Consider the following 19,348-nt stretch of genomic DNA (forward strand, 5'->3'; position numbering starts at 1 on the left):
CGTGACGCCATCATTCGCGACCGAGCGCACGATGGCTCGCGAAGATGGGCCAACTGTGGGTTACTGCGACAAAGCGGCTCGGATCAGGGAGAATGAACATGGCCAGCAAGGCTGAGAAGATCGTCGCCGGCCTCGGCGGCATCGAGAACATCGACGAGATCGAAGGCTGCATCACCCGACTCCGTACCGAGGTCAACGACCCGGACCTGGTCAACGAAGCCGCCCTCAAGGCCGCCGGCGCCCACGGCGTCGTCAAGATGGGCACCGCCATCCAGGTCGTCATCGGCACCGACGCCGACCCGATCGCCGCGGAGATCGAAGACATGATGTGAGCCGGTGAAGCGAGCCGGTGAACCAGCGGTCCGCCGCACCCACCGCTCACACCGCATCACCGCATCACCGGCAAGGGGCCTCCTCCACCGCGAGGACGGCCCCTTCCCCATGGGCCGCTAGGCTCACCCGCATGTCACGCATCGACGGCCGCACCCCCCAGCAGCTCCGCCCCGTCACCATCGAACGCGGCTGGAGCAAGCACGCCGAAGGCTCCGTCCTCGTCTCCTTCGGCGACACCAAGGTCCTCTGCAACGCCTCCGTCACCGAAGGCGTCCCCCGCTGGCGCAAGGGCAGCGGCGAAGGCTGGGTCACCGCCGAATACGCCATGCTCCCCCGCGCCACCAACACCCGCGGCGACCGCGAGTCCGTCAAGGGCCGCATCGGCGGCCGCACCCACGAGATCAGCCGCCTCATCGGCCGGTCCCTGCGCGCCGTCATCGACTACAAGGCACTCGGCGAGAACACCGTCGTCCTCGACTGCGACGTCCTCCAGGCCGACGGCGGCACCCGCACAGCCGCCATCACCGGCGCCTACGTCGCCCTCGCCGACGCCATCACCTGGGCCCAGCACACCAGGAAGCTGATCAAGCCCAGCCGCAAGCCGCTCACCGGCACCGTCTCCGCCGTCTCCGTCGGCATCGTCGACGGCACCCCCCTCCTCGACCTGCGCTACGAGGAAGACGTCCGCGCCGACACCGACATGAACGTCGTCTGCACCGGCGACGGCCGCTTCGTCGAGGTCCAGGGCACCGCCGAGGCCGAGCCCTTCGCCCGCGAGGAACTCAACACCCTGCTCGACCTCGCCACCGCCGGCTGCACCGAACTCGCCGCACTCCAGCGCGCGGCACTCGACACGGCCCTCGAAAGGTAAAGGGAGCACCAAGGGCACCTCAAGGAAAGGCGGCCGGACACGCAACTCGGCCCGCCGCAGGCGCGTCCCTAGCAGTACAGCACCACGGGCGTACGGCAGCAGACCTTGCCGTACGCCCGACGCCGCACCGCACACGGGCCGCCCGGCCCTGTCCCAAGGGGAGGACCGAGAGCCATGGCCGCGAGCCGTCACCGCAGCCTTCGCCGCACCGCCACCGCCGTCGCCACCGCGGCGGCCATCGCCCTGACGGCCGGCCTCACCACCGGCTGCGACGCCGTCGACAAGGCCCTCGACTGCGTACGCACGGCCGACGGGATAGCCGACAGCGTCACCGAACTCCAGCAGGCGGTGGAGAACACGTCCGACCCCACCCAGTGGGAGGAGTCCCTCGACTCCATCGACAAGAACCTCGACAACATCGGCGACCAGACCGACAACGCCGACGTGAACAAGGCCGTCGACGACCTCGGCAAGGCCGTGGACAACGTCCGCACCTCCGTGGAGAACGGCGACAAGACCCCCGACCTCAGCCCCGTCACCGACGCGGCGGGCGAGCTGACCAAGGTCTGCACGCCGTAGCGGAGCGGGTGCCGGAGGACCCCGGGGCGCCCGCGATACTGGACGCATGAGCCGCCTGATCCTCGCCACCCGCAACGCCGGAAAGATCACCGAACTGAGGGCCATCCTCGCCGACGCGGGCCTGCCCCACGACCTCGTCGGCGCGGACGCCTACCCGCACATCCCCGACGTCAAGGAAACCGGCGTCACCTTCGCCGAGAACGCCCTGCTCAAGGCCCACGCCCTCGCCCAGGCCACCGGCCTCCCCGCCGTCGCCGACGACTCCGGCCTCTGCGTCGACGTCCTGAACGGCGCGCCGGGCATCTTCTCCGCCCGCTGGGCGGGCCGCCACGGCGACGACCGGGCCAACCTCGACCTCCTCCTCGCCCAGATCGGCGACATCGCCGACGAACACCGGGGCGCGTACTTCGCCTGCTCGGCGGCCCTGGCCCTCCCCGACGGCACGGAGAGGGTGGTCGAGGGACAGCTGCGGGGCACCCTCCGCCACGAGCCCGCCGGCACGGGCGGCTTCGGCTACGACCCGATCCTCCAGCCGGACGGCGAGACCCGGACCTGCGCGGAACTGACGGCGGCCGAGAAGAACGCGATCAGCCACCGAGGCAAGGCGTTCCGGGCACTGGTACCGGTGGTACGGGAGCTGCTGGGCTGAAGCGTGAGGGCCGTCCAGGTGGACGGCCCTCGTCGTGGGTGCGGCCGATGGGAGTCGAACCCACATGGGCAAATGCCCCGAGGCACCTAAAACCTCTGCTTATACCATTCAGCAACGGCCGCATTGCGGCCATGCTACCGGTCGCCAGCCACTTGCCTACTGCGGCCTCCGCGGCACCAGGTGTCCGTGGCGGCGTGGCAGTTCGGGCAGAGCAGCCTCAGGTTCGCAGGCCGGTCGTCGCTCCAGTCCCCGTTGATGTGGTCGACTTCCAGTGTCATCGGCTTTCCGAGCCATTCGGGTCCGGTGCCGCACTCCGCACACTCCTCGGCCACGCCGATCTCGCGAAGCGCTCGACGCAGCAGGACTGTCTTCGTCCGGCGCTTGGCGTCGTGCGTGACCAGGATGTCCTCGGCAGGCTTCAGGGGCGTCGTGCCCGCCCCGCCTCGCTGATGCGCCTGGCCGAGGAAGTGAGCCGTCGAGACGCGCTCTTCAGTGAGCCACTGTCGCAACAGGGCGCGCTGGGCTGCGCTGTCCGGGCGCCTCAGTCGGCGAAGTAGTCCAGCGATCGAGACGGACTCGGCGGCTGCTGCACGCAGATCTTCGGCGCTGGGGCGGGGGAGCCTGCCAGAGGGCACGAAGTGCGAGATGTCGATGCCGTAGTAGGTGAACCGTCTCGTGAGGTATCGACGGAGTTGGCCGTACGGCCGGGTGCCGAAGAAGGCGATCACCTCGTCGACGCTGGAACACTGCGCGGCGGCCTCTGTCAGCCGATCGCGGGTGTACCGCACCCCGTTGCTCATGAGTCAGTACGCCTTTTACCGCGTCCCCGGTAATTGTCAGTCGTCGAGTGGCAGTTGGGGCAGAGGAGGCGGAGGTTCTTGATGCGGTTGTCCCGCCAGTCGCCGTCGATGTGGTCGACCTCCAGGGGGAGCGGGCGCCCGCGCCAGGCGGTTCCGGTGCCGCAAAGCGCGCACTGCTCCGGCGTGCCCGTGGCCGTCATGGCCCACTTGAGGCGGTCGCTCGGGATGCGCCGGGCCTGAGAGGGCAGTTGCTCGACGAGTACCCCTTCCGGTGTCCGGGGGCGCCGGGGTCTGCCCTTCCGGGTCGGCATCCGGAAGTGCGAGATGTCGATGTCGTAGGCCTTGATCCGGCGGCTGATGTGCGTGTGGTGTCCGCCGACCACTTCCAGGCCGAGATGCCGCAGCACCTCACACATGTTGCTCGAGGCCGACACGGCTTCCTGAAGGACCTCTCTGGTCCACTTCACCCCCTCCCGCTGGAAGTGGGACACATCCACCCCGAGCTTTTTCATCCGCCCCAGCACATACCGACGCGTAGGACTCTTCGGATCCACCCCCAGCCGCACCAACGCCTCCGACAACGTCCGCGCCCCCCGAGCCGCCTCGTCCAGGCGCTCTCGCGTGTACGCACTCGCCCCCATCGGTCCCCTCCGTCCCGGCCGCGTGTTCGCGGTCTCGTACGGAGTAACGAACCGGTTATCGGACAGTCACGCACGGCATGCGGAAGGGCCCGTACCGGAAAGCTTCGGTACGGGCCCCGCCGAAAGGGGACTCAGATGCCGAGGTCCTTGATGATCTTGGCTACGTGGCCCGTCGCGCGGACGTTGTACAGCGCGCGTTCGACCTTGCCCTCCTCGTCCACGACGATCGTGGAGCGGATGACGCCCATGTAGGTCTTGCCGTAGTTCTTCTTCTCGCCGAAGGCGCCGTACGCGTCGAGGACCTTCTTGTCCGGGTCGGCGAGGAGGGTGACCTTGAGGGACTCGGTCTCGCGGAACTTGGCCAGCTTCTCGGGCTTGTCCGGGGAGATGCCGAGCACGTCGTACCCGGCGCCGGCCAGCAGCTCCAGGTTGTCCGTGAAGTCGCAGGCCTGCTTGGTGCAGCCGGGGGTAAGCGCCGCAGGGTAGAAGTAGACGATGACCTTCCGGCCCTTGTGGTCGGACAGGGACACCTCGTTGCCGTCGGCGTCCTGGAGGGTGAAGGCCGGGGCCAGGTCCCCGGGCTGGAGTCGCTCGCTCATCGGGTCAGCGTAACGGGGGGTCCTGACAGTGCGGAGAGGGAAGTAGCTGACAGACTGTCCGGGACAGTGTCGGAAGACTGCGGAGGCGTACGGTGGCGGACACGTCGGACATCAGAACCCCGGCGCAGATCGAGGCGGACATCAAGCGCCGCCGCGAGGTGCTGGCCGAGACGCTCGACGAGCTCGGGATGCGGGTGCATCCCAAGACGCTCGTCGACGACGCGAAGGCCAAGGTGGCCTCCAGCGTCGATCACACGCTGGGGCGGGCGTACGTCCAGGCCAATCGCGTGGTCAGCGACGTGAAGGCGCGGTTCGTGGACGAGCAGGGCTCTCCGCGGATGGAGCGGGTCCTGCCGGCCGCGCTGGTCGTGGCCGGGGTCGTGGGGCTGCTGGCCCTGAGCGGCACCCGGCGGCGGAAGCGCTGAGCGGGGGCGGGTAGGTTCAGGGCGTGAGCGCCAAGAAGAACGAGCACGGTCCCCAGGACGACAAGCTGCCCATCCGGATGCTGCACGACCGCGTGCTCGTGCGGCAGGACACCGGTGAGGGCGAGCGGCGTTCCGGGGGCGGCATCCTGATCCCCGCGACGGCGGCCGTCGGCAAGCGGCTGGCGTGGGCGGAGGTCGTCGCGGTCGGGCAGAACGTACGGACCGTGGAGCCGGGGGACCGGGTGCTGTACGACCCGGAGGACCGTGCGGAGGTCGAGGTGCGGGGCGTGGGCTACGTGCTCATGCGCGAGCGTGACCTGCACGCCGTGGCCGCGGACCGGTTCGAGGGGTCGGAGGACTCCACCGGGCTGTACCTGTAGGCAGTAGCGCAGTAGCGCAGTAGCGCGGTAGCGCAGTAGCGCGGTAGGGCCTGGTGACCGGTGTCACCGGGCCCTTTCCGCTGTCTTTGCTACCTTGGGAAGCACCCCGACGAGACGCGCCGTACCGGGCTGAAGGAAAAGACGACGCACCACCGTTCAGTTCGTTTCACGGAGGTGCCTGTCATGGCGTGGGTTCTGCTCGTCGTCGCCGGTCTGCTCGAGGTCGGCTGGTCGATCGGGATGAAGTACACCGAGGGTTTCACGCGGCTGTGGCCGAGCGTGTTCACGGGTGCCGGGATCGTCGCGAGCATGCTGCTGCTGTCGTACGCGGCCCGGACGCTGCCCATCGGCACCGCCTACGGCGTGTGGGTGGGGATCGGCGCGGCCGGGGCGGCGGTGCTCGGCATGGTGGTGCTGGGTGAGCCGGCCACCGCCGCCCGGATCTTCTTCATCTGTCTGCTGCTGGTCGCCGTGGTGGGTCTGAAGGCGACCTCGGGTCACTGACGCCGGGGCGTGGCGGGGAGGCCGGCGACCGTGCCCGCGGTGGTGTCCGAGTCGCCGCCGCCGGCGCCGGTCGTGTCCCCGCCGCCGCCCGGTCCCGTGCCGCCGTTCGACGAGTCGTCGCCGCCCGAGTCGCCGCCGCCGGTGGGGCCCGGTTCGGTGCTGGGGCCGCCGGTGGAGGGGGTGCCGCCGCCGGTCGACGGGGGGCCGGACTCGTGGCCGCCGGAGTCGCCGGGCGGGGTGCTGCCCCCGGAGTCGCCGGGGGTGTCGGTGCCGGAGCCGTCCTCGTCGCCGGTGGGCTGGTCGTCCGGGTCGCTGCTGCCGCTCTCGTCGCCGTCGCCGGGTTCGTCCGAGGCGTCGCCGCTGGGGGGCGCGGTGACGTCGGCGCCGTCCTGGAGCCGGAGGTCGAAGTCGGCGACCGGCTCGCCCTTCAGGGCGTTGCGGGTGTACTGGCTCCAGATCTCGGCGGGCGCGCCGCCGCCGTTGATCCGGGCGAGGCCCATGGCGCCGTACAGGGGCTTGTGGGCGGCGGTCTTCGGGTCCTGGCCCATGACGGCGACGACGGTGGCGAGGTCGGGGGTGTAGCCGGCGAACCAGGCGGCCGTGTCCTCCTCGGCGGTGCCGGTCTTGCCCGCGGCGGGGCGGCCGGCGGCCTGGGCGGCGGTGGCGGTGCCCTTCTCGACGACGCTGCGCAGCACCGAGGTGGTGGTGTCGGCGGATTCGCGGCTGACGGCCTGGTGTTCGCGCCGCTGCGGCAGCTCGACCTCCTGCTTGCCGTCCTTCATGACCTGCTCGACCAGCGTGTACGTGCTGTGCCTGCCGTGGTTGGCGATGGTCGCGTAGGCCTGGGCCATGTCGAGGGGGCTGGCGGTGGCGACGCCGAGGGCGATGGAGGGGGAGGGGGTCAGTTCGGGGGTGTTCTTGGAGAGTCCGAGGTCGATCGCGGTCTGCTTGACCTTGTCGGAGCCGACGTCGACGGCCATCTGGGCGTACACGGCGTTGACGGACTTGTCGGTGGCCTCGCGGACGGTGACGTGGCCGTAGTCGTGGTGGTCCTCGTTCTCGGGGGCGTAGCGGCCGCCGCTCCAGCCCTGGACGGGGCGTTCGCTGGTGCCGTCGTAGCGGGTGTTGGGGTTGATGGTGCGGCCGTCCTGCGTCTCGGAGTGGTTCTCGACGGCGGACGTGAAGACGAAGGGCTTGAAGGTGGAGCCGACCTGGAAGTCGCGGCGGACGGCGTTGGGTGTGTACTGCTTGACGTAGTCGATGCCGTTGTACATCGCGACGACCTTGCCGGTCTTCGGGTCGACGGAGGCGCCGCCGGCGCGGACGTAGGTGTCGACCTTGCGTTCCTTCTTGTCGAGCTGGGAGATCAGCTTGTCGTCGACGGCCTTGACGAAGGCGTCCTGCTTGTCCTTCTGCAGGGTGGTGGTGATGCGGTAGCCGCCGCGGCCGAGTTCCTCCTCGTCGACGATGCCGTTCTCGGTCAGGTACGACTTGACGATGTTGACGACGTAGCCGCGCTGTCCGGACATGTTGGTGGAGACCGTGGACTGCTTGGGCTTGGGGAACGTGGCGGCGGCACGGTCGGCGGGGCTGAGCCAGCCCTTGTCAACCATGCCGTTCATGACGTACTTCCAGCGGGCCTCGGCGGCGGGCCGGTTCTCGGGGTGGGCGACGACGTCGTACTGGCTGGGGGCGTTGAGCAGGGAGGCGAGGTAGGCGCCCTGGGCGGCGGTGAGGTCCTTGGCGTCGGTGCCGAAGTAGGCCTGGGCGGCGGCCTGGATGCCGTAGGCGCCGCGGCCGAAGAAGCTGGTGTTGAGGTAGCCCTCGAGGATCTCGCTCTTGCTCTTCTCGCGGTCGAGCTTGATCGAGATGAAGAACTCCTTCACCTTGCGGGTGACGGTCTGCTCCTGGCCCAGGTAGTAGTTCTTGACGTACTGCTGGGTGATCGTGGAGCCGGACTGCTTGCCCTTGCCGGTGGCGGTGTTCCAGCCGGCCCGGACCATCGCCCCGGGGTCGATGGCGGACTCGGTGTAGAAGTCGCGGTCCTCGGCGGCGAGGACGGCGTGCTGGGCGTCCTTGGAGATCCGGGCGAGGCCGACGCTCTCGCGGTTGACCTCGCCGTCGCGGGCGAGGACGCTGCCGTCGGCGTACAGGTAGACGTTGGACTGCTTGGTGGCGAGCGCGTTGGCCGGGGGGATCTGCACGAGCTGGTAGCCGAGGAAGAAGCCGCCGACGATCAGCAGGAGCCCGACGACGACGGTGCTCAGCACGATGCGCCAGGTGGGGATCAGCCGGCGCCATCCGGTGCGCCGCGGACGCCTGGGCTTCTTCGCCTTCCCGGAGTCGGCCGGTGCGCCCGACGTGCCCGGTGCTCCGGGTCCCCCCGTCGGTCCCTCGCCGGCCGCCTGGGGCTCTTTCTGCGCCCAGCCCGGGTGCGGCTGCTGCGGCTGCGGCTCGTCGCTCATCTCGTGCACGGACTCCTGTTTCACTTCGTACGGTTTTCAGAACGTCTGAGTTCTTCTGATGAAGACTCTCGCACCGAGCGTTCCGTTCCCACTCGACGGCACACCCGTGAAATTCCGTGGCACGGGTGGTCGCGGTCGCACTAGGCTCCTGCGCTTCGGTGCCGGTCGGAGGGGGAGGGTCGTGGGTGCGGGCTCGGGGCGGTTGTACGTGGCCGTCGCTGCGGGGGAATTCCGACGGTACGCGACGTATCGGGCGGCCACCGCTGCCGGGGTGTTCACCAACACGGTCTTCGGCTTGATCCTGGTGTACACCTATCTGGCCCTGTGGGACGAGAACCCGCACCTCGGAGGGTACGACCAGGCGCAGGCCGTCACGTTCGTGTGGCTGGGGCAGGCGTTGCTCGCGGCGCTGGCGATCGGGGGCGGCGGCGCCGAGGACGAGTTGATGGAGCGCATCCGTACGGGTGATGTCGCCGTCGACCTGTACCGGCCCGCCGATCTCCAGCTGTGGTGGCTGGCCGCGGACGTGGGGCGGGCGCTGTTCCAGTTCCTGGGCCGCGGAGTGGTGCCGTTCGTGTTCGGGGCGCTGGTCTTTCCGGTGGCGCTGCCGCGGGAGGTGTCCGTGTGGCTGGCGTTCCTGGTGACACTGGTGCTGGCGATGCTGGTGGGTTTCGCGCTGCGCTATCTGGTGGCGCTCTCGGCGTTCTGGCTGCTCGACGGCACGGGGGTGACGCAGATGGCGTGGCTGGCGGGGCTGTTCTGTTCGGGGATGCTGCTGCCGCTGAACGTGTTCCCGGGGGCGCTGGGCGAGGTGGTGCGGGCGCTGCCGTGGTCGTCGCTGCTCCAGGCGCCGGCGGACGTGCTGCTGGGGGAGGCGGATCCACTGGGGACGTACCTGTTCCAGGCGGGCTGGGCGGTGGCGCTGCTGGCGCTGGGCCGGCTGGTGCAGGCGGCGGCGACGCGCCGGGTGGTGGTCCAGGGTGGCTGAGATCGCCGGGGCCGCCGAGGTCGCCGGGCGGGAGGTGCGGCGCGGCCGGGTGGCCGAGGGACTGCGCGCGTACGGGCTGATCGCCGGGATGTGGATCAGGTCGACGATGGCCTACCGCACGTCGTTCGTGCTGACGGCGTTCGGCAACTTCGCGATGAACGCGCTGGACTTCGTGGCGATCCTGCTGATGTTCTCCCGGGTGGACGCGCTGGGCGGCTGGTCCCTGCCCGAGGTGGCGTTCCTGTACGGGCTGTCAGGGGTGTCGTTCGGGCTGGCCGACCTGGCGATCGGTTCCATGGACCGGCTGGGGCGGCGGGTGCGCGACGGCACGCTGGACACGCTGCTGGTGCGTCCGGCGCCGGTGCTGGCGCAGGTGGCGGCGGACCGGTTCGCGCTGCGCAGGCTCGGCCGGGTGACGCAGGGGCTGCTGGTGCTGGGGTACGCGCTGGTGGTCGTCGACGTCGACTGGACGGTGGCGAAGCTGCTGCTGATGCCGCTGATGCTGGTCGGCGGGGCGGGGATCTTCTGCGCGGTGTTCGTGGCGGCGGGGGCGTTCCAGTTCGTGGCGCAGGACGCCTCGGAGGTGGCCAACGCCTTCACGTACGGCGGTACGACGCTGCTGCAGTATCCGCCGGCCGTGTTCGCGCTGGACCTGGTGCGCGGGGTGACGTTCGTGGTGCCGCTGGCGTTCGTGAACTGGCTGCCGGCGAGTCATGTGCTGGGGCGGCCGTATCCGCTGGACCTGCCCGGGTGGGCGGCGTTCACGACGCCGCTGGTGGCGGTGGCCTGCTGTGCGGCGGCGGGGCTCGTCTGGCGGGCGGGCCTGCGTTCGTACCGGAGCACGGGGAGCTGACGGAGATGGCCGAGACGGCGGGGAGGCCGGAGATGGCGGAGACGACGGAACCGGCACGGGGACCGGCACCGGTGTCGGTGCCCGCGCCGGTGCCGGAAGCGGGGACCGCGACGGTGGCGGAGCGGGGCGCCGGGGCGTTCATCGAGCTGGACGGGGTCGAGAAGGTCTTCGACGTGCGCAAGAAGACGGGCTTCCTGAAGCGGGAGCGGCGGCGGGTGCGGGCCGTGGACGGGCTGTCGTTCACGGTGGCGCGGGGGGAGATGGTCGGTTACATCGGCCCGAACGGCGCCGGGAAGTCGACGACGATCAAGATGCTCACCGGCATCCTGACGCCGAGCGGAGGCCGGCTGCGGGTGGCCGGGATCGACCCGTCCCGGGAGCGGGTCCGGCTGGCGCACCGCATCGGGGTGGTCTTCGGGCAGCGGACGACGCTGTGGTGGGACCTGCCGCTGATCGACTCCTACCGGCTGATGCACCGCATGTACCGCATCCCGGACGCCCGTTACCGGGAGAACCTGGACCGCTGTGTGGAACTGCTCCAGCTCCAGGAGCTGCTGGACGTGCCGGTGCGGCAGCTCTCGCTGGGCCAGCGGATGCGCGGCGACGTCGCGGCGGCGCTGCTGCACGACCCGGAGGTGCTGTACCTGGACGAGCCGACCATCGGGCTCGACGTGGTGTCGAAGGCCAAGGTGCGGGGTTTCCTGCGGGACTTGAACGCGGAGCGGGGTACGACGGTGCTGCTGACCACGCACGACCTGCAGGACATCGAGCAGCTGTGCTCGCGCGTGATGGTGATCGACCACGGGCGGCTGATGTACGACGGTCCGCTGGCCGGCCTGCACGAGGCGGGGGAGAGCGAGCGCACCCTGGTGGTGGACCTGGAGCGGGAGTTGCCGCCGATCGAGGCGCCGGAGCCGGCCCGGGTGGTGCGGGTGGAGGGGCCGCGGCAGTGGCTGGCCTTCCCGGCGTCGGCGTCGGCGGCGGGTCTGGTGGCGCGGATCGCGGCGGAGTATCCGCTGGTGGACCTGTCGGTGCGGGAGCCCGACATCGAGTCGGTGATCGCGAAGATGTACGCGGAACGCGCGGGCGCGTAGTGCCCGGCGCGGTGACCTCGTAGGCTGCTGTCCATGACCGACGACGCCCGGGAACTGCGCGCATCCGACGCCGACCGCGAACGAGTCGCCGAGGTGCTGCGCGAGGCCCTCGCCGAGGGACGCCTGGACATGACCGAGTTCGAGGAGCGGCTGGACGCCACGTACAAGGCGCGGACGTACGGGGAGCTGGCGCCGATCACCCGTGACCTGCCGGTCGGCACGGTGGCCCGGGCGCCGCGGGTGTCGATGACGAAGGAGCCCGAGCGGGGCGAGGGCTGGGCGGGCCGGATCACCGGCCGTGAGGGGTCGTCGACCTGGGCGGTCGCCGTGATGTCCGGCTTCCAGCGCAAGGGGCGCTGGACGGTGCCGAGGCGGTTCAACTCCTTCGCGTTCTGGGGCGGCGGGGACATCGACCTGCGGGAGGCGGACTTCTCGGCCGACGAGGTCGTGATCAACTGCGTCGCGATCATGGGCGGCGTGAACGTGGTCGTGCCGCCGGGTGTCGAGGTGATCGTGCGCGGCATCGGCATCATGGGCGGCTTCGACCACCGCGAGGAGGGCGTCCCGGGGGACCCCGGCGCCCCGCGCGTGATCGTGACGGGCTTCGCGTTCTGGGGTGGCGTCGGCGTCGAGCGCAAGGTGACGCGGGCGGAGCGGCAGCGGCTGAGGGAGGAGCGCCGCCAGGAGAAGCTGGAGCGCCGCCAGGAGAGGGGCCGCGACCGTCCGGTCCACGGCTCCGACCGCCGTGAGCTGGGCCCCTCCCGCCACCACGACCTGCACGGCACCGACTGGTCCCGGGAGCGGGACCTGGAGCGGGAGAGGGAGCGCCGCCGGGACACCTGACCACCACCGCGCCGGGCCCGGGACCGGGCTCGGGCTCGGTGGTCCTGTGCGCGCGGACCGGTGGTGGTCCTGTGCCGCGACCGGGCCCGTCCTGCGCCCCGCCCGGACCGGTGGTCCTGTGCGCTCGGCCCGGCCGTTCTTGCGCCGTGCCCTGCGCACGGCCTCAGTGGGCCCTGCGCGCGCCGACCGGTCGTCCTGTGCCGCGGGCGGGCCGGCGGACCTGCCGCTCGGACCGGCGGGCGTGCGCTAGGTCCGGTGGGCGTGCGCTAGGTCCGGTGGGCGTGCGCTCGCCCCGGTCGTCCTACGCCCTGACCGGTGCCGCGCCCTTGAGCGCGTCCAGGTCGAGGGTGTCGCCCATGCGGGCGTAGCCCTTGTCGCTGGGGTGCAGGTGGTCGCCGCTGTCGTAGTCGGAGCGCAGGCGGCGCGGGTCGTAGGCGTCGCGCAGGGCCTTGTCGAAGTCGACGACCTCGTCGAAGACCCGGCCCGCCCGGATCTCCCCGTTGACCTGCTGCCGCATGGTCTCGCGAGCCTTGGTGTCGCGGCTGCTGCCGCCGAACGGCGTGATCGTCCCTCCGACGACCTTGAGTCCCCGGGCGTGCGCCTGGCCGACGAGGGTGTGCAGGCCGGTGAGGATGCCGTCGCGGTCGGCGAGTTCCGGGCTGTGCAGGATGTCGTTGACGCCGAGGAGGACGACGACGACCTTGGGGTTGGTGCGTTCCAGCACGTCCCGGCGGAACCGGCTCAGCCCGCTCGGGTTGTCGGCGGGCCGGCCCGCCCTGCCGGTCAGGATGCGGTTGCCGCTGATGCCCTCGTTCACGACGCTGTAGCGCGGTGTGTCCCGGCCGGTGCCGGCCGCCTCGTGCAGCCGCTCGGCGAGGACGTCGGTCCAGCGGTGGTCGGCGTCGGTCTCGGAGCCGAGGCCGTCGGTGATCGAGTCGCCGAAGGCGACGACCGTGCCCTCGGCCTCGTGGCTCAGCACGTCGAGGGCGGTCAGATAGCGCCAGAACGGCGTCGGGGTGGTGTACGCGACGCCGGTGACGTCGGCCGTGCGGTCGCCGTCGGCGAGGTAGCTGGTCTGCTGGGCCCGCGGGTGGTAGGTCACCGGCCCGGACGGGACCGGCGAGAACGTGGTGACCAGGACGTTCGCCCCGTAGGGGATGGTGATGCGGGCGGTGTCGCTCATCACCTGGCCGCCCGCCGGGATGATCACCCGGGCGCTGCCGCGGAAGGTCAGCCGGCGCATGGTGTCGGCGATCGCGGCGGCCGTGCCGGGGCCCGAGGCCAGGGCGATCGAGGCGTGCGTGACCGTCAGCGGCGCCTGTCCGTACAGGTTGGACAGGGTGATGCGGGCGCCGGTGCCGCCGACCGAGGTGTGGACGACGTTGCGCACGGAGCGGCCGGCCATGCCGGTCGTCTCGGTGCCCGGCTCGGCGGCGGCAGGCGCGGTGGCCCAGGCGCCCACCCAGGCGCCCGTGGAGGCGGGAGCCGCCTCTCCCCGGGAGAGACCGGCCTGGGCTCGGGGTGTGTGGTCCTGGGCGCCGTCGTCCGCGGACGCTCCGGCGTATATGGCCGCGGAGATCGTCACTATCAGGGTGACGATCGCCGCGAGCAGGGCACGGTGCTTGGTGGGGGGTGCCCCCGCACCCCCGTCACGAACCCGGGTCATGCTGTGTTGTTCTCCTCGGGCGAGGGGAGCTCCGAGGCTCCGGTCCGATGAACCCATCATGCGGCATGGGTGGAGGAAGTGCCGCAGGAGCCCCGGGCGTTCCCCCTTCGGAGACAGACGCCGGGAACTTGTGTTCCGTTCCAGGAGTCGGTCATGAAGGGACAATGTGTGAGGGACGTATCAGCGAACGGTGGAGCGGATGGAACGCACGAAAGCGGAACTTCCCGAGGGCGCCGGGGGCGCGGATGGCTCCGAGGGCGCCGGGAAGGGCACGGCGCCGGGCACCGCGGGTGCGGATGCGGGCCCGGGCGCGGTCCGTGACCGGGCGATGACGTCCTTCAGCCCGGCCGACGAGGCCAAGCGCCGCGGTGTGCGGCAGATGAAGCTCACCGCGACCGGGCTGCTGCTTGTCGTCGCCGTGGTCTACGCCCTGGCCGAGTGGGCCTCCCACCGGGGCGCGGGCGCCTGGGCGGGTTACGTGTCGGCCGCCGCCGAGGCCGGCATGGTGGGCGCGCTCGCCGACTGGTTCGCGGTCACCGCGCTCTTCCGGCACCCGCTCGGCATTCCCATTCCGCACACCGCGATCATCCCGAAGAAGAAGGACCAGCTGGGCGTCTCGCTGGGCGAGTTCGTCGGGGAGAACTTCCTCTCCGAGGCCGTCGTGCGCCAGCGGCTGCGTGCCGTCGGCATCGGCGGCCGCCTCGGCGCCTGGCTCGCCGTGCCGGAACACGCCGACCGGGTGACGGCCGAGCTGGCCGCCGCCCTGCGCGGTGCCCTGACGGTGCTGCGCGACTCCGACGTCCAGGCGGTGGTCGGCGAGGCGATCACGCGCCGTGCCGACGCGCAGGAGATCGCGCCCGGCCTCGGCAAGATGCTGGACCGGGTCGTCTCCGACGGCGGCCACAAGCGCGCCGTCGACCTGATCGTCTCCCGGGCCCACGACTGGCTGATCCTGCACGGCGACTCCGTGATGGACGCCGTGCAGGGCGGGGCGCCCGGGTGGACGCCCCGGTTCGTCGACCGGAAGATCGGCGACCGGGTCTACAAGGAGCTGCTGCGCTTCGTCACCGAGATGCGCGACATGCCCGCCCACCCGGCGCGCGGCGCCCTCGACCGCTTCCTCACCGACTTCGCCGCCGACCTGCAGTCCGACACGGAGACCCGGGCGCGGGTGGAGCGGCTGAAGACCGAGGTGCTGGGCCGCGGCGAGGTCCAGGACCTGATCGCGTCCGCCTGGACGGCCGTACGGTCCATGATCGTCTCGGCGGCGGAGGACGAGCGCAGCGAACTGCGCCTCAGGGTCCGCGCCTCGCTGCTGTCGCTGGGCACCCGAATGGCCTCCGACCCCAAGGTGCAGGGCAAGGTCGACGGCTGGGTGGAGGGCGCCGCGGTGTACGTCGTCACCACCTACCGCAAGGAGATCACCTCGCTGATCACCGACACGGTGGCCGGCTGGGACGCCGAGCACACCACGAAGAAGATCGAGGCGAACATCGGCCGCGACCTCCAGTTCATCCGCATCAACGGCACGGTGGTCGGCTCGCTGGCCGGGCTGTTGATCTACACGGTCTCCCGCATCCTGGGGGCGTAGGGCCGCCTTGGGCGGCCCCGCGACCGCGGCGGGCGTGTTCTCTCCGGTGCAGGGCACACGGGAGGCGTTCGTTTCGACGGAGCTCGACGCAGAGCCCGACGGAGAGGGTGCCATGACAGCAGAAGCGTCGTCGTCGGGCTCGGGGCCCGCCTCCACCGGGACCGTCACCACGGCCGTCCCCGCCCGCCTGGACCGGCTGCCCTGGTCGCGCTGGCACTGGATGATCGTGATCGGCCTGGGCACCGTGTGGATCCTGGACGGCCTGGAAGTCACGATCGTCGGCAACGTGGCCGGACGCATCGCCGAGGACGGCAGCGGCCTGGACATCAGCTCCGCCCAGATCACCGGCCTCGCCGCCGCCCTGTACGTGGCGGGCGCCTGCTCCGGTGCCCTGTTCTTCGGCTGGCTGACCGACCGCCACGGCCGCAAGAAGCTGTTCATGCTGACGCTGGTCGTCTATCTGGTGGCCACCGCGCTGACCGCGGTGTCCTTCGAGTCCTGGTGGTTCTTCCTCTTCCGCTTCCTGACCGGCTTCGGCATCGGCGGCGAGTACGCGGCGATCAACTCCGCGATCGACGAGCTGATCCCGTCCAAGTACCGCGGCCGGGTCGACCTCATCATCAACGGAAGCTACTGGCTCGGCGCGATCGGCGGTTCCCTGCTGTCCATCGTGATGCTGGACACCGACATCTTCCCCAAGGACCTCGGCTGGCGGCTCAGCTTCGCCCTCGGCGTGGTCCTCGGCCTGGTCATCCTCCTGGTCCGCCGCCACGTGCCGGAGAGTCCGCGCTGGCAGTTCATCCACGGCCAGGGCGACAAGGCCGACACCCTGGTCTCCTCCGTCGAACGGGAGGTCGAGCGGGAGAAGGGCGAGAAGCTGCCGCCGCCGGCCGGTGAGATCACCATCCACCAGCGCAAGAGCATCGGCTTCGGCCTGATCGCCAAGACCGTCTTCGGCCGCTACCCGCGCCGCGCGGTCCTCGGCCTCTCCCTCTTCATCGGCCAGGCCTTCCTCTACAACGCCATCACCTTCGGCTTCGGCACCATCCTCATCACGTTCTTCGACGTGCCGACCGGCAGCACCGGCTACTACTTCGCCGTCATCGCCGCGGGCAACTTCATGGGCCCGCTGCTCCTCGGCCAGCTCTTCGACACGGTCGGCCGCCGCATCATGATCTCCAGCACCTATCTGCTCTCCGGCATCCTGCTCTTCGGCACGGCCTGGCTGTTCGACCGGGGCTCGCTCACGGCGACCACCATGACGGCCTGCTGGTGCGTGGTGCTGTTCTTCGCCTCGGCGGGCGCCTCCAGCGCGTACCTGACCGTCTCCGAGATCTTCCCGATGGAGACCCGCGCCATGGCCATCGCCTTCTTCTACGCCCTCGGCACCGCCGCCGGCGGTATCAGCGGCCCGCTGCTCTTCGCCGACCTGACCGAGTCCGGCGTGGTCGGCGACACGGTGCTGGCCTTCCAGATCGGCGCCGGCCTGATGTGCGCGGCCGGCCTGGTGGCGGCGTTCCTCGCGGTGAAGGCGGAACGCCGATCGCTGGAGGACATCGCGGAACCGCTGTCGGCGGCGGCCCCGGACACACCGGGAGGGACGGGCCCCGCCACGAAGACCGCGTAGCGCCAGATCCCCCGTGGGTCCGGCCACCCGTCGACCCGACCACCCGGCGAGCCGGCCACCTTTCGGCCCGGCCGCCCGCCGACCCGGCCCGGACGCCGAGGAGCCCCCGATGACCATCCGCAGGATCGTCCCCAACATCCACGTAGAGGCCGAGGAGCTGTGGAACACGAGCCGTGACTTCTACGGCCTGCTCGGCTTCGAGGAGGTCATGGACATGGGCTGGGTGACCACGCTGGCCTCCCCCTCCAACCCCACCGCCCAGATCAGCCTGTTCACCGAGGAGCGCACGGCGCCCGTCGTCCCCGACCTGAGCGTGGAGGTCGAGGACGTCGACGAGGTCTACGCCCGGGTCGCCGCGTCGGGCGCCGAGATCGTACGGGAACCGCGGGACGAGGAGTGGGGCGTGCGGCGCTTCTTCGTCCGGGCCCCGGACGGCCGGGTGATCAACGTACTCACCCACCACTCCTGACCGGCGCCGCGCTGCTCAGGCGCGGCGGTCGGCGACCGCCCACGAGGCCAGCGCCACGGCACCGGCGACACCGAGGACGGACGGCCAGGCGCCCACCTTCTTGGCCAGCGGGTGCGACCCCGCGAACCCGGCGACGTACGCCGCCGTCAGCGCGCCCGCGGCCTTCCCGCCGGCCCGCGCCCGCCACTGCTGCGCGGCGGCGGCCCCGGCCACGGCGAGCACGGCACCGCCGAGCTGCCGCTTCTTCGTCCAGCGCGCCACGCCGTACCCGCCGACGAGACCACCCGCGGCGACCACCGCACTGGGAACCTTCGCCATGTCTGCCTCCTGCTCCACCGGACCGACCCCGGCCCCGTACCGACTTGTCGGGTTCGAGGCTAATCCCCGCACCCTTCGGCCGAACACCGAGCCCTGATCGCGACACTCGCGGGTAGCCGACCCGTTGGAGAGGGGAGACGAGCACCGGAGGAGTCCGATGACCACGCAGCGCCCCCACGCCTACGACCCGCCCCGCCCCCGAACGGTCACGGTGGACGGCGCCCGCGTCGCCTGCTGGGAGTCGGGGCCGCCCGACGCCGAGCCCGTGGTCCTCCTGCACGGCTACCCCGCCGACCACCGCTGCTGGCGTCACCAGGTGGCGCCCCTGTCGGCCCGGCACCGGGTCGTCACCCCGGACCTCCTCGGCTGGGGCGTGTCCGAGCGCCCCCTGCACCTGCCGTTCGACTACGACACGGAGGTCGCCCGGCTCGGCCGGCTCCTCGACGCACTGGAACTGGACTCGGTGAACCTGGTCGGCCACGACTACGGCGGCTTCCTCGCCCTCGGCTTCACCGAGGCCCACCCCACCCGGGTACGCCGGCTCGCCCTCCTCAACAGCCGCGCGCACGGCACCTTCACCCGCCGCTGGTACGCCGTCTTCAGCCTGCTGAGCCTCCTCGGACGCAACCCCGTGCTCCGCCGTCCGGCGCTGCGGCTGCCCTTCGCCGCCGTCCACCGCCGCTCCTTGGCCCCGCTGGTGCGCGCCGGCCACCCGGACGCCCGTGTCCTGGACGGCTACGTCGGCTGGATGGACACCCCCGAGGGCCGCCGCTGGCTGCTCCACTACTTCGCCGACTACCGCACACCGGCCCGCCTCGAACTGCGCCCGCGGCTGCGGGACATCGACTGCCCGACGGCCGTCGTGTGGGGCCGGACGGACCGGTACCTGAGCCCCGCGATCGCGACCGAGCTGGCCGCGTCCGTACCCGGCGCCGAGCTGACGCTGCTGGACGACGCGGGCCACTGGGTGATGGACGAACGCCCGGACGCCGTGACGGCGGCACTGCGCCGACTGCTGGAACGGGAACGGGCCACACCGACCGGATGAGACGCAGGTCACAGGATCGAGGTGCTCCTGCCTGTCACATCGCACCGACGGCATCCGTCGTAGGGGTGTACGGCCGACCGGGCCGACGAGCACGACAGCGATGACGGAGGAATCCACCATGGAAGCGCGTCTCAACATCTTCGGCAGCCCGCTCGCGGGCAAGCTCCTGCGCCACATCAACTCCGCGGGCAAGGCCGTGACCGACTCGTCCCTGCCGGCCGCGACCCAGGAACTGGTCAAGATCCGCGCCAGCCAGATCAACGGCTGCGGCTTCTGCCTCGACATGCACACCAAGGACGCCGCGAAGGAGGGGGAGACCTGGCTGCGCCTGAACCTGGTCGCCGCCTGGCGGGAGGCCACGGTGTTCACCGACGCGGAGCGCGCCGCCCTCGAACTGACCGAGCAGGGCACCCGTATCGCCGACGCCTCCGGCGGCGTCACCGACGAGGCCTGGGCGAACGCGGCGAAGTACTACGACGAGGAGCAGCTCACCGCACTGGTGGGACTGATCGCGCTCATCAACGCGTACAACCGCGTGAACGTGATCACCCAGCAGCCCGCCGGCGACTATGTGCCGGGCATGTTCGGCTGAGGCGCCCCGCTCC

General features: G+C 71.2%; 22 protein-coding genes, 1 tRNA gene and 1 riboswitch. Of the genes, 16 read left to right on the forward strand and 7 right to left on the reverse strand.

Features of this window, described 5'->3' with window-relative positions:
• Positions 1-98 precede the first annotated feature (98 nt).
• The 4 genes from EV562_RS05165 (at position 99) to rdgB (ending at position 2,432) form a co-directional block, all read left to right on the forward strand.
• Positions 99-332, forward strand: a complete 234-nt coding sequence (locus EV562_RS05165; RefSeq protein ID WP_102930560.1) for a PTS glucose/sucrose transporter subunit IIB — start codon at positions 99-101, stop codon at positions 330-332.
• Between the two features lie 131 nt (positions 333-463).
• Positions 464-1,204, forward strand: coding sequence for a ribonuclease PH (rph, locus tag EV562_RS05170; RefSeq protein WP_133885472.1), 741 nt, complete (start codon positions 464-466; stop codon positions 1,202-1,204).
• Positions 1,205-1,378: 174 nt separating this feature from the next.
• Positions 1,379-1,783: a hypothetical protein gene (locus EV562_RS05175; RefSeq protein ID WP_133885473.1), complete on the forward strand. Its 405-nt coding sequence runs from the start codon at positions 1,379-1,381 to the stop codon at positions 1,781-1,783.
• 46 nt (positions 1,784-1,829) lie between these two features.
• Complete coding sequence (gene rdgB, locus EV562_RS05180) at positions 1,830-2,432, forward strand: RdgB/HAM1 family non-canonical purine NTP pyrophosphatase (protein ID WP_133885474.1); 603 nt, start codon at positions 1,830-1,832, stop codon at positions 2,430-2,432.
• A gap of 39 nt (positions 2,433-2,471) precedes the next feature.
• Here the strand turns inward: rdgB and EV562_RS05185 are convergent.
• The 4 genes from EV562_RS05185 to bcp all read right to left on the reverse strand — a co-directional run bounded on the left by EV562_RS05185 (position 2,472) and on the right by bcp (position 4,472).
• Positions 2,472-2,554: transfer RNA gene (locus EV562_RS05185), tRNA-Leu, on the reverse strand.
• A 12-nt stretch (positions 2,555-2,566) separates the two neighbouring features.
• Positions 2,567-3,232, reverse strand: a complete 666-nt coding sequence (locus tag EV562_RS05190) for an HNH endonuclease signature motif containing protein (RefSeq protein WP_133885475.1) — start codon at positions 3,230-3,232, stop codon at positions 2,567-2,569.
• Positions 3,229-3,873, reverse strand: coding sequence for an HNH endonuclease signature motif containing protein (locus tag EV562_RS05195; RefSeq protein ID WP_133885476.1), 645 nt, complete (start codon positions 3,871-3,873; stop codon positions 3,229-3,231). Before EV562_RS05195 ends, EV562_RS05190 begins: the two co-directional genes overlap by 4 nt.
• A gap of 131 nt (positions 3,874-4,004) precedes the next feature.
• On the reverse strand, positions 4,005-4,472 hold the full coding sequence (gene bcp, locus EV562_RS05200) for a thioredoxin-dependent thiol peroxidase (protein WP_133885477.1): 468 nt from the start codon (positions 4,470-4,472) through the stop codon (positions 4,005-4,007).
• Positions 4,473-4,564: 92 nt separating this feature from the next.
• On the opposite strand from bcp, the gene EV562_RS05205 reads away from it, so the two are divergent.
• The 3 genes from EV562_RS05205 to EV562_RS05215 all read left to right on the forward strand — a co-directional run bounded on the left by EV562_RS05205 (position 4,565) and on the right by EV562_RS05215 (position 5,781).
• Complete coding sequence (locus tag EV562_RS05205) at positions 4,565-4,897, forward strand: DUF3618 domain-containing protein (protein ID WP_133885478.1); 333 nt, start codon at positions 4,565-4,567, stop codon at positions 4,895-4,897.
• A 23-nt stretch (positions 4,898-4,920) separates the two neighbouring features.
• Positions 4,921-5,277 (forward strand): co-chaperone GroES, encoded by a 357-nt coding sequence (locus EV562_RS05210; RefSeq protein WP_133885479.1) that lies wholly within the window; start codon positions 4,921-4,923, stop codon positions 5,275-5,277.
• Between the two features lie 83 nt (positions 5,278-5,360).
• A riboswitch (guanidine-III (ykkC-III) riboswitch) is annotated at positions 5,361-5,428 on the forward strand.
• Positions 5,429-5,460: 32 nt separating this feature from the next.
• Positions 5,461-5,781, forward strand: a complete 321-nt coding sequence (locus EV562_RS05215) for an SMR family transporter (protein ID WP_133885480.1) — start codon at positions 5,461-5,463, stop codon at positions 5,779-5,781.
• Here EV562_RS05215 and EV562_RS05220 read toward each other — a convergent pair.
• Positions 5,775-8,246, reverse strand: a complete 2,472-nt coding sequence (locus EV562_RS05220) for a transglycosylase domain-containing protein (RefSeq protein WP_208298292.1) — start codon at positions 8,244-8,246, stop codon at positions 5,775-5,777. The genes EV562_RS05215 and EV562_RS05220 overlap by 7 nt on opposite strands.
• Before the next feature lie 181 nt (positions 8,247-8,427).
• Here EV562_RS05220 and EV562_RS05225 point away from each other — a divergent pair, with 181 nt between their 5' ends.
• The 4 genes from EV562_RS05225 to EV562_RS05240 are packed head-to-tail and all read left to right on the forward strand — an operon-like array spanning position 8,428 to position 12,024.
• Positions 8,428-9,234, forward strand: coding sequence for an ABC-2 family transporter protein (locus tag EV562_RS05225; protein ID WP_133885481.1), 807 nt, complete (start codon positions 8,428-8,430; stop codon positions 9,232-9,234).
• 1 nt (position 9,235) lies between these two features.
• The gene (locus tag EV562_RS05230) at positions 9,236-10,087 is read left to right on the forward strand and encodes an ABC transporter permease (RefSeq protein WP_243859992.1); all 852 of its coding nucleotides are present in this window, start codon (positions 9,236-9,238) and stop codon (positions 10,085-10,087) included.
• Positions 10,088-10,119: 32 nt separating this feature from the next.
• On the forward strand, positions 10,120-11,181 hold the full coding sequence (locus tag EV562_RS05235; protein ID WP_166661599.1) for an ATP-binding cassette domain-containing protein: 1,062 nt from the start codon (positions 10,120-10,122) through the stop codon (positions 11,179-11,181).
• A 33-nt stretch (positions 11,182-11,214) separates the two neighbouring features.
• Positions 11,215-12,024 carry a DUF1707 domain-containing protein gene (locus EV562_RS05240; RefSeq protein ID WP_133885483.1) on the forward strand — a complete coding sequence of 270 codons (810 nt, stop codon included), beginning with the start codon at positions 11,215-11,217 and terminating at the stop codon, positions 12,022-12,024.
• Positions 12,025-12,325: 301 nt separating this feature from the next.
• Here the strand turns inward: EV562_RS05240 and EV562_RS05245 are convergent, their stop codons facing one another.
• Positions 12,326-13,690 carry an SGNH/GDSL hydrolase family protein gene (locus tag EV562_RS05245; protein WP_133885484.1) on the reverse strand — a complete coding sequence of 455 codons (1,365 nt, stop codon included), beginning with the start codon at positions 13,688-13,690 and terminating at the stop codon, positions 12,326-12,328.
• Between the two features lie 199 nt (positions 13,691-13,889).
• On the opposite strand from EV562_RS05245, the gene EV562_RS05250 reads away from it, so the two are divergent.
• The 3 genes from EV562_RS05250 to EV562_RS05260 all read left to right on the forward strand — a co-directional run bounded on the left by EV562_RS05250 (position 13,890) and on the right by EV562_RS05260 (position 17,377).
• The gene (locus EV562_RS05250; protein WP_133885485.1) at positions 13,890-15,281 is read left to right on the forward strand and encodes a DUF445 domain-containing protein; all 1,392 of its coding nucleotides are present in this window, start codon (positions 13,890-13,892) and stop codon (positions 15,279-15,281) included.
• 112 nt (positions 15,282-15,393) lie between these two features.
• Entirely contained in the window at positions 15,394-16,908 is a 1,515-nt protein-coding gene (locus EV562_RS05255; protein ID WP_133885486.1) for an MFS transporter, read from the forward strand.
• A gap of 109 nt (positions 16,909-17,017) precedes the next feature.
• Positions 17,018-17,377, forward strand: a complete 360-nt coding sequence (locus EV562_RS05260) for a VOC family protein (protein ID WP_133885487.1) — start codon at positions 17,018-17,020, stop codon at positions 17,375-17,377.
• A gap of 15 nt (positions 17,378-17,392) precedes the next feature.
• Here the strand turns inward: EV562_RS05260 and EV562_RS05265 are convergent, their stop codons facing one another.
• Positions 17,393-17,695, reverse strand: a complete 303-nt coding sequence (locus tag EV562_RS05265; protein ID WP_133885488.1) for a hypothetical protein — start codon at positions 17,693-17,695, stop codon at positions 17,393-17,395.
• 157 nt (positions 17,696-17,852) lie between these two features.
• Between EV562_RS05265 and EV562_RS05270 the strand changes: the two genes are divergently transcribed.
• Together EV562_RS05270 and EV562_RS05275 are read left to right on the forward strand one after the other, a co-directional pair.
• Entirely contained in the window at positions 17,853-18,743 is an 891-nt protein-coding gene (locus tag EV562_RS05270) for an alpha/beta fold hydrolase (RefSeq protein ID WP_133885489.1), read from the forward strand.
• Positions 18,744-18,861: 118 nt separating this feature from the next.
• Complete coding sequence (locus EV562_RS05275; RefSeq protein ID WP_133885490.1) at positions 18,862-19,335, forward strand: carboxymuconolactone decarboxylase family protein; 474 nt, start codon at positions 18,862-18,864, stop codon at positions 19,333-19,335.
• Positions 19,336-19,348 lie beyond the last annotated feature (13 nt).

It is taken from the genome of Streptomyces sp. BK208, assembly GCF_004364245.1.
GTDB lineage: Bacteria > Actinomycetota > Actinomycetes > Streptomycetales > Streptomycetaceae > Streptomyces.

What these genes read in the sequence shown, in the direction of transcription:
- EV562_RS05165 (WP_102930560.1), top strand. Translation starts at nt 99, where the DNA reads ATGGCCAGCAAGGCTGAGAAGATCGTCGCCGGCCTCGGCGGCATCGAG.
- rph (WP_133885472.1), top strand. Translation starts at nt 464, where the DNA reads ATGTCACGCATCGACGGCCGCACCCCCCAGCAGCTCCGCCCCGTCACC.
- EV562_RS05175 (WP_133885473.1), top strand. Translation starts at nt 1,379, where the DNA reads ATGGCCGCGAGCCGTCACCGCAGCCTTCGCCGCACCGCCACCGCCGTC.
- rdgB (WP_133885474.1), top strand. Translation starts at nt 1,830, where the DNA reads ATGAGCCGCCTGATCCTCGCCACCCGCAACGCCGGAAAGATCACCGAA.
- EV562_RS05190 (WP_133885475.1), bottom strand. Translation starts at nt 3,232, where the DNA reads ATGAGCAACGGGGTGCGGTACACCCGCGATCGGCTGACAGAGGCCGCC.
- EV562_RS05195 (WP_133885476.1), bottom strand. Translation starts at nt 3,873, where the DNA reads ATGGGGGCGAGTGCGTACACGCGAGAGCGCCTGGACGAGGCGGCTCGG.
- bcp (WP_133885477.1), bottom strand. Translation starts at nt 4,472, where the DNA reads ATGAGCGAGCGACTCCAGCCCGGGGACCTGGCCCCGGCCTTCACCCTC.
- EV562_RS05215 (WP_133885480.1), top strand. Translation starts at nt 5,461, where the DNA reads ATGGCGTGGGTTCTGCTCGTCGTCGCCGGTCTGCTCGAGGTCGGCTGG.
- EV562_RS05220 (WP_208298292.1), bottom strand. Translation starts at nt 8,246, where the DNA reads ATGAGCGACGAGCCGCAGCCGCAGCAGCCGCACCCGGGCTGGGCGCAG.
- EV562_RS05235 (WP_166661599.1), top strand. Translation starts at nt 10,120, where the DNA reads ATGGCGGAGACGACGGAACCGGCACGGGGACCGGCACCGGTGTCGGTG.
- EV562_RS05240 (WP_133885483.1), top strand. Translation starts at nt 11,215, where the DNA reads ATGACCGACGACGCCCGGGAACTGCGCGCATCCGACGCCGACCGCGAA.
- EV562_RS05245 (WP_133885484.1), bottom strand. Translation starts at nt 13,690, where the DNA reads ATGACCCGGGTTCGTGACGGGGGTGCGGGGGCACCCCCCACCAAGCAC.
- EV562_RS05250 (WP_133885485.1), top strand. Translation starts at nt 13,890, where the DNA reads ATGGAACGCACGAAAGCGGAACTTCCCGAGGGCGCCGGGGGCGCGGAT.
- EV562_RS05255 (WP_133885486.1), top strand. Translation starts at nt 15,394, where the DNA reads ATGACAGCAGAAGCGTCGTCGTCGGGCTCGGGGCCCGCCTCCACCGGG.
- EV562_RS05260 (WP_133885487.1), top strand. Translation starts at nt 17,018, where the DNA reads ATGACCATCCGCAGGATCGTCCCCAACATCCACGTAGAGGCCGAGGAG.
- EV562_RS05265 (WP_133885488.1), bottom strand. Translation starts at nt 17,695, where the DNA reads ATGGCGAAGGTTCCCAGTGCGGTGGTCGCCGCGGGTGGTCTCGTCGGC.
- EV562_RS05270 (WP_133885489.1), top strand. Translation starts at nt 17,853, where the DNA reads ATGACCACGCAGCGCCCCCACGCCTACGACCCGCCCCGCCCCCGAACG.
- EV562_RS05275 (WP_133885490.1), top strand. Translation starts at nt 18,862, where the DNA reads ATGGAAGCGCGTCTCAACATCTTCGGCAGCCCGCTCGCGGGCAAGCTC.